We start from the raw sequence: 7346 nt of genomic DNA on the forward strand, positions 1-7346 counted from the left end.
TGAACTTTATTGAAATCAGGTGGAGAGATAATTGTCAGTTTTTTTATTGGATATTCGAAAGGCAGTTTGCAGAACGGCTCCCATAACTCACCAATACGTCGTGCAAAAGCCATGTATTCATAAGGCCATACTGAATTTCTTGCATCAAGCATCACTATATAAGAAGCATATGTTATAATAAGGATTTCATCAAGTAACTCAGACTGGGTTAATTCATTTGAATGTGCTTTCAAGGAGCGAATTGAATTATCACGTATATCATTTATAAACTGATTGATTGCACTTGCTTGATCTTTATAGTTTTTATATCTGGAACAAATCTTTTCTTTTTCAGTAGCAACTTGCTGAGTAAAGAAAGCTATCCACTTTGATTTATCTTGTTTCATTCTCCTATACCTCCACAATCATAACAAGCGATACCTAGCGTAGAATCGCTATTTGTATTATTATAACATGGTATAGAATCTAAGTCAATATTTGTTATAAAATGTTTTTTGATATCAATATTTTAACTTTGAACCCACCGGAGTCAAAGTTCACCTCTTCTTCCCAAACCTCTCAACAAGCTCTTCTGCAATAGCCTTTATCTCCGTCTTATACTTAGCACTGAGTTTTTCAAGCTCCTTGGTCGGCAGACCGTTGCGTATCAGGCGTTTTTTGAGCTTGTCCATATCTTCCATACGTTCCTGCTTCGCCTGTATAAACTCGTCAAACTCGGCAGGGTGATACTTCTCAACACCTGCTTCAACGAGAACCTTCTTATATCTGCGGACATAAGCATCATAATCTCGCTTCACGGCTGAGTATGCCTTTGTATTTTCCTTGTATATGGCTTCCTTCTGCTGTTTCTGTGCTTCGATGCACTCGGCGGAGTGACAGCAGACTTCTCTTTCCGTTCCGAGAAACAGCTTATGACAGAAACCGCACTCGCAGACAATCCACTTGTTATGATGAACGAGCTGCCCGATCTCTGCAAGGATGGTAAGCAGGCAATTGTCGCTTTCACGGAACACATTGAATGTATAATCATCGGCAGCAACTATCGTTCTTCCGGACTGTATCATAAAATGCTCCATAGTAGACTTATGGCTGAAATACGCATCACTGCACATCAGGGCGAACTGCGTATCCATGAACTCCATTAGCTTTCGGGAAACTTCGTCCTGTATCTTTCTTCTGTTGAGCTTGGCGATAACAACGTCATTCGGTTTCAGTAGGACGTGCCTCTCCTTGTCATAGAACTCAATAACAGAGCTGACATATCCTCTGAAAAAGATATTCTCCCCATATTCAGCTATAAACCTTGCTATCATATCATCGGTGCTGACTTCAATGCTCTTGTCAATACGCAAGGCGCTGTTGAGCCTGTCCTTGAAAGCGTCATAAGGCTCGGTATGTTCGCAGAACACTTTATGCTGATTCATCAGCTCATCAAAAGTGTACATTCTTGTATTCAAAACTACGCCGTGTAAGCTTTCATCAGTATCATTAACAGACTGTGCGATATTTATCGTGCGGTCTGTTTCGTTTATACGGTAAATTGTCGTAGTTCCCATACGCTCTCCTCGCTTTCGGTATCTTCTGATATTATAACATATCACACGCAAAATGTCAATTATAATGCGTATTATAGCGTAATATACAGCGTATTCAAAAATATTATACGTATTCTTTTGCGTAAATACGCAATACACGCACAGGACCTCCGAAAGAAATGTTACAATGGTCATGTCAGCAGGCGACGGTCGGCTGACAGCGGTATTGCATACAAGATGCTGACCGATATACATATAAATTCGCTTTTATAAATACATCTGAAAGGAAGATGATAGTTGAACAACGAAACAACGTGGGTTCAGCCCATACCACTCCGTCCCGACGGGACAAACCTCCTGCCGTTCCCTGTGAACGCACTTCCATCTATTATAGGTGATATGGCAGACGCAATAGCGACTACCACATCAACGGACGTTGCTATGGCAGGCACTTCAATACTCTCGGCGGTGAGCTACTGCTTTTCGGGCGTGTACCGTATGTCGGCCAAGCGTGACCATACTGAGCCGCTGGTACTCGACACCCTGACGATAGCAGAGCCGAGCTTCAAGAAGTCTCCTGTTATCTCTCTTATCAAGCGACCGTATATACAGTTCGCTCACGACTGGAACGAGCATAACAAGCAGGACATCTTCACGGCGCAGGCAGAATACAAGCTGTTAGAGAGCAAGCTCGAAGCACTTGAAAAGAAGAAAGACGTTACCGCCGAGGAGATTGCCAAGCTGCAAACAGACCTTAGCAATATGTCTCCGAGCAACTTCCGCAGGATAGCTGTTGACGATGTTACGCCCGAATCTCTTGTAAATCTGCTTGAAGAAAACGGCACACTCCTGATGATATCCGATGAATCAGGAATGCTCGGTAATTTCAGCGGACGTTATAGCAACAATATACCGAACCTTGATCTCCTGCTGAAATCGTGGAATGGTGAAACGTATATCAGCGACAGAGCGACCAGGGCGAGTATAGTGCTGAAAAAGCCGTACATGAGCATCTGTCTTGCGTGTCAGCCCTATATGTTCGATAGCATGATAAATAATCCTGTGTTTCGTGGCAGCGGACTGATAGCACGTTTTCTGTATTGTTTCCCCGTAAGCAATATCGGCTATCGTAAATATGATACGCAGGCTGTTCCTGAAGCCGTTGCTGAGAATTACAAGCGGCTGATATACAAGCTCCTCGGTAAGAAGTTCGCCTATAATGACGAGAAAGAGCTGTATCTCCATTTCGACGAAAAGACATACGGTGAGTTCGTAGATTACTACAACAGGCGTATTGAGCCGATGCTCCTCACGGATATGGCATTCTGCAAAGACTGGGGCGGTAAGTATCACGGCGAACTGCTCCGCCTGTGCGGTATCATTCACTGTATCAAGTGTGCTTTGAATGGTGTTGAGCCAGCAGAGAACCTTGTCACGCTTGATACGTTCTGTAACGCTATCGAGATCGGTGAGTATTTCCGTGAACAGGCGATATATGCGTACAGTCTCGGTGACGTTGACCACGGAACGATAAAGGCAGAACGTGTGATAAACAAGATACGCTCCAAGCACATCACAAATATCAGGCAGAATGACCTGTACAAGCTGTGCAGATGCACACTATTTAAGAACGCCGCCGACTTTGCTGAGACAATGGATATGCTGGAGGAATACAGGTATATCGTCCGCAACATAAGCAAGGGCACAAACAACAAAACGATAACAGATGTTATCATCAACCCGAACATTTACAGATGATGACCCTGAACTTTCCGCATTTTGCACACTTTGAAACTGCAAAATGCTCAAAATGTTCAAAGTTCATAAAACACAAAACTCTTAGATAGAAAGATGAGGATTTTAATTATGACAAACGAAAGAAAAGAACAGCTTCTCGACCAGATACTTGAACTCATGACCGCTGTCGCTTACGACAGAGAGCCTAATGAGGGCGCAGTCCCCGAAACAACCAAAGCTCCTGCACCTGAAAAGGTGAAGATGCTGACCGTCAAGGAATGTACCGAGCTTATTGGCGGGCTTTCCGAACACACTGTCCGTATGCTTGTAGCTCAGAACAAGATCAAGTATATCCGCACAGGCGAAGGTGTTCGTGGAAAGATACTTGTCAACAAGGCTGACCTGCTTAACTATTTCCAGAATTGACGGTATTCGAGCAAGTAAAATCTGCTATTGATATGAGAACGGTAGCGGAGGGATATGGTCTTGAAATATCCCGTGGTGGTATGGCACTTTGCCCGTTTCATAACGAGCGTACTCCCTCTGCAAAAATTTATCCCGATGCTCTTCATTGCTTCGGCTGCGGAACGCACGTTGACGTTATCGGTTTCACGCAGAAAATGTTCGGATTGGACAAGCCTATTGATGCTGTGAAAAAGCTCAACGATGATTACGCTCTGCATATCGAAATCGGTAAAGCTCCGACTGCGGAAAAAGTGTCCGAATATCAGAAGCGAGTCCGAGAAAAACGAGCCTATGAAGAATGGGAGAAGTCAGCGTGGCGAACACTCAATGATTATCTGTGGCGGATGCGTGAATGGAGAGAATTTGCTCCTGCTTCTCCCAATGAAGAATGTGACGAGCGTTTTGTATATTCCTTGCATCATCTGGACTACGCAGGGTACCTTTGTTTTGAGTTCATAAACTGCAACAAAGCTGGTCGGCTTTCCATGAAAAATATCGTTGCTGAGATAGCAGATTTTCAGAAAAAATGAGAGCTGATTTTTCAAAATTGTAATGCGGATTTCCGAAGTTCTCACGGGTACGATTCAGAATAACCGTACCCACAATTTCGGCTGCTCCGCCAGCCGATAAGAGCCTCGCAGAGCCCCGGCATTTTTGATAGTCGTGTAGGCGGCTGTCAAAAGTGCTTTGGGGTTACTGGCGGCGCACCGCAAGTAAAATCCGGTGCTTCGCACCGTTTGGGTTGCCGATCTCCGTATCGTTGCAATCCAATTTGACCATCAGGGCTATATGGAGCATAAGCTCCGTCTTATGCGAAATTCTTCAAAGCCCGACAGGGCGTAAATGTTCTTAGTAGCACAAGCTCTGTCTTGTGCGTAATTCTTCAAGCCCGTCAGGGCTTACATGATGAAAAAAATTTTATGAAAGAGAGACTATAACATGAGTACAAAATCTATCTCGATGTGCGAGGGTAAAGGCAGCCTTTCACATAACAACAGAGAGTTCTCTGCCAAGAATATCGACAGCTCCAGAACACTGAACAATGTTGTGTTCGTTCAGCAGGCTCTGAGTGATGCTTATCATCAGCTTTTCGATGAAGCGGTTGAGAGATACAACGCTAATCAGAAAAGAAAGGATCGTAAGATCGGTAACTACTTTGAACACCTGTTCAATCGCCTGCCGAGCAAAAGTGTTATTACAGGCACGAACAAGCAAAAAAGCTTCTACGAACATCTCGTTTATATCGGAACAAGAAAAGACACTGGCGTCGGCACTCCTGATGCCGAGATAACGACTGAATGTCTGCGTGAATATATGGAGGGATTTCAGGCGAGAAATCCTAACTTCTATGTGTTCAATGCGGTGCTGCATCTTGATGAATCAACTCCGCACCTGCACATCAATTATATCCCCGTAGGTCACTTCACTCGTGGACTTGAAGTCCGCAATGCGAAGAACAAAGCAATGGAGGAAATGGGCTTCGGAAATGATGCGAAAGCGAATGACCGTTGGAGACACAATGAGTGGGATATTTTAAAGAATATCTGCAATGCTCACGGCATTGAAATTTCCGAACCGAAGAAGTCCAGGGGTTACAGTTATAAGGTCGAGGAGTACGGCGAACATCAGGACAAGATAAATGCTCTCAATGCTGAGATCGAAAGACTCACCGCCGAGCGTGATGAGACAGTTGCCGAGTTTGAGAAACTGGCAAAGAAAAAGGTGAACATAGGTGAGATCGAAAGCATCGAAGCCAAGGAGTCCGTATTTAGCAAAAAGGTCACACTTTCCAAAGAGGACTATGACAAGCTCAGCGACACCGCTAAGAAGTATGTTGCTATGGAGAAGAACATCAAAAAGCTCAAAAAAGAACGTGACACTGCCGTGCAGGAACTTGGGGCTGTGATGCAGAAGTTTGAAGCGGTGTCCTCGGAGCTTTCGGAGTACAAGAAGAAAGAGGAGAACGCTCATTACCTTAGCCGTAAGAAGCTGAACGCCGAAGCACAGCGCATCAAGCGTGAAGATCAGCTATCCCGTGATCTACAGAAAGCAAGGGCGTTCATATCCGCTTGTGGACTTGCGGAGGATTTTGCCCGGTATAAGTTTAACAAAACAAGAAATGCAGAGTTAGAATAAAAGAAAAAAAGCTACGGCATATCTCCGAAAGCACTTGACAAAGATAGAATAGTGCGCTACAATGCTAAATACAGAGATATGCCGTAGTGTAAATTTAGGAGGATTTACATTGGCGAATATAACAAAACGCGGAAACACATTCCGCATCAGGGTGTTTGTCGGCTGCGATATGAACGGCAAACAGCTTGTAAAATCAACAACCTACACTCCGCCCGACGGAGTGACACCAAAGAAAGCCGAAAAGCTCGCCCAGGAGTACGCTTTCGAGTTCGAGAGACACTGCAAAGGTTACTCTCAGCTGAACGAAAATATGCGTTTTTCCGAGCTTGCAGATTGGTATTTCACAAACTACGCTCCGCAGGAGCTGAAAGAAAGCACGATCTACACCTACAAGGGGCAGTACAAGAACCACATCGAGCCTGTTCTTGGCAACATCAAGGTAAAGGACATCAATGCTCCCAGGCTGACGCAGATAATGCAGTCCTATGACCTGAACCCTGCAACAGTTAAGAAACTGTACGTCATAGTGCAGAGCATCTTCCGCAGAGGAGCAGAGCAGGGCTTCATTCGTGACACTCCCTGCCGTAACGTGATACTGCCGAAACGTAAGAAAAGTCGTAAAAACAAGGCTTTAGAGGAAGACAAGCTCAAAAGGTTCATGGAATACCTCGAAAGTAAGCCGTGGTACGAGGACTTCAAGCGTATCATCAAGGTTCTGCTTTACACGGGTATGCGTTCGGGAGAGTGCCTTGGACTTGCTTGGGAGGATATCGACTTCGAGAACAACACTATCTCGATAAACCACACGTTGACCGACATAGGCGGAAAGCATGAACTGACTGATCCTAAGACTGAGAGCAGTATCCGCATCATCGGTATGGGGCAGGAGCTGAAAAAGGTACTTCTTGCACAGAAAGAGTATATCGAAAAGCTGAAATATGCCCTCGGTGATGACTTCGCTCACCCTGAAATGGTGTTCGTATCATCAAGAGGAAACTACCGTGACCGTAATTCAGTCTATCAGTCACTCAAACGCTTCACCAAAGGAACGGAGTTTGAGGATATGACTCTTCATCAGCTCCGTCATTGCAACGCTACAATGCTCTTAAACAGCGGTATCGACCTGAAAGTCGTGTCTGAGCATCTTGGTCACTGTGATGTGAACGTAACTGCTGACATCTACGCTGATGTTCTGCGTAAAACAAAAGCCCGAACTGCCGAACAGATTGAGCTGTGCCTTGCATAAAGGCAAATAAAAAAACCTCCCTGCGCGAACAAGGAGGTTTTGAATTGACCAAATGTTGACCAAAGAGTTTTTGACCACTCGCAAAGTGCGTAAATACGCAAGTTTTGAGGTATCTGATTATCTCTTTGAGAACTGTGGAGCACGTCTTGCGGCTTTGAGACCGTACTTCTTTCTTTCCTTCATTCTTGGGTCACGAGTGAGGAAGCCTTCCTTCTTGAGGAGAGGTC

8 protein-coding genes are annotated in these 7346 nt (G+C 44.7%); 5 read left to right on the top strand and 3 right to left on the bottom strand.

Going from position 1 to position 7346, the window contains the following annotated elements; all coding sequences use genetic code 11:
* Nucleotides 1–386: hypothetical protein (locus tag QVO88_RS05380; protein ID WP_288177797.1), on the bottom strand; the 386-nt coding region annotated here is incomplete at its 3' end.
* A 150-nt stretch (nucleotides 387–536) separates the two neighbouring features.
* The gene (locus QVO88_RS05385) at nucleotides 537–1556 is read right to left on the bottom strand and encodes a hypothetical protein (protein WP_022287494.1); all 1020 of its coding nucleotides are present in this window, start codon (nucleotides 1554–1556) and stop codon (nucleotides 537–539) included.
* Nucleotides 1557–1832: 276 nt separating this feature from the next.
* Between QVO88_RS05385 and QVO88_RS05390 the strand changes: the two genes are divergently transcribed.
* The 5 genes from QVO88_RS05390 to xerC all read left to right on the top strand — a co-directional run bounded on the left by QVO88_RS05390 (nucleotide 1833) and on the right by xerC (nucleotide 7119).
* Complete coding sequence (locus tag QVO88_RS05390) at nucleotides 1833–3293, top strand: YfjI family protein (RefSeq protein ID WP_022287495.1); 1461 nt, start codon at nucleotides 1833–1835, stop codon at nucleotides 3291–3293.
* Between the two features lie 108 nt (nucleotides 3294–3401).
* Entirely contained in the window at nucleotides 3402–3698 is a 297-nt protein-coding gene (locus tag QVO88_RS05395; protein WP_022287496.1) for a helix-turn-helix domain-containing protein, read from the top strand.
* Nucleotides 3695–4267, top strand: coding sequence for a CHC2 zinc finger domain-containing protein (locus QVO88_RS05400; protein WP_022287497.1), 573 nt, complete (start codon nucleotides 3695–3697; stop codon nucleotides 4265–4267). The genes QVO88_RS05395 and QVO88_RS05400 overlap by 4 nt, the downstream gene beginning before the upstream one ends.
* Nucleotides 4268–4676: 409 nt before the next feature.
* Entirely contained in the window at nucleotides 4677–5873 is a 1197-nt protein-coding gene (locus QVO88_RS05405) for a plasmid recombination protein (RefSeq protein WP_022287498.1), read from the top strand.
* 109 nt (nucleotides 5874–5982) lie between these two features.
* The gene (gene xerC / locus QVO88_RS05410; RefSeq protein WP_022287499.1) at nucleotides 5983–7119 is read left to right on the top strand and encodes a tyrosine recombinase XerC; all 1137 of its coding nucleotides are present in this window, start codon (nucleotides 5983–5985) and stop codon (nucleotides 7117–7119) included.
* 117 nt (nucleotides 7120–7236) lie between these two features.
* Here xerC and rpsI read toward each other — a convergent pair.
* The coding region (rpsI, locus tag QVO88_RS05415; RefSeq protein ID WP_288177804.1) for a 30S ribosomal protein S9 at nucleotides 7237–7346 on the bottom strand (110 nt) is incomplete at its 5' end.

Source organism: Ruminococcus sp. CAG:57, from assembly GCF_000435935.1.
GTDB classification, from domain to species: Bacteria; Bacillota; Clostridia; order Oscillospirales; family Ruminococcaceae; genus Hominimerdicola; species Hominimerdicola aceti.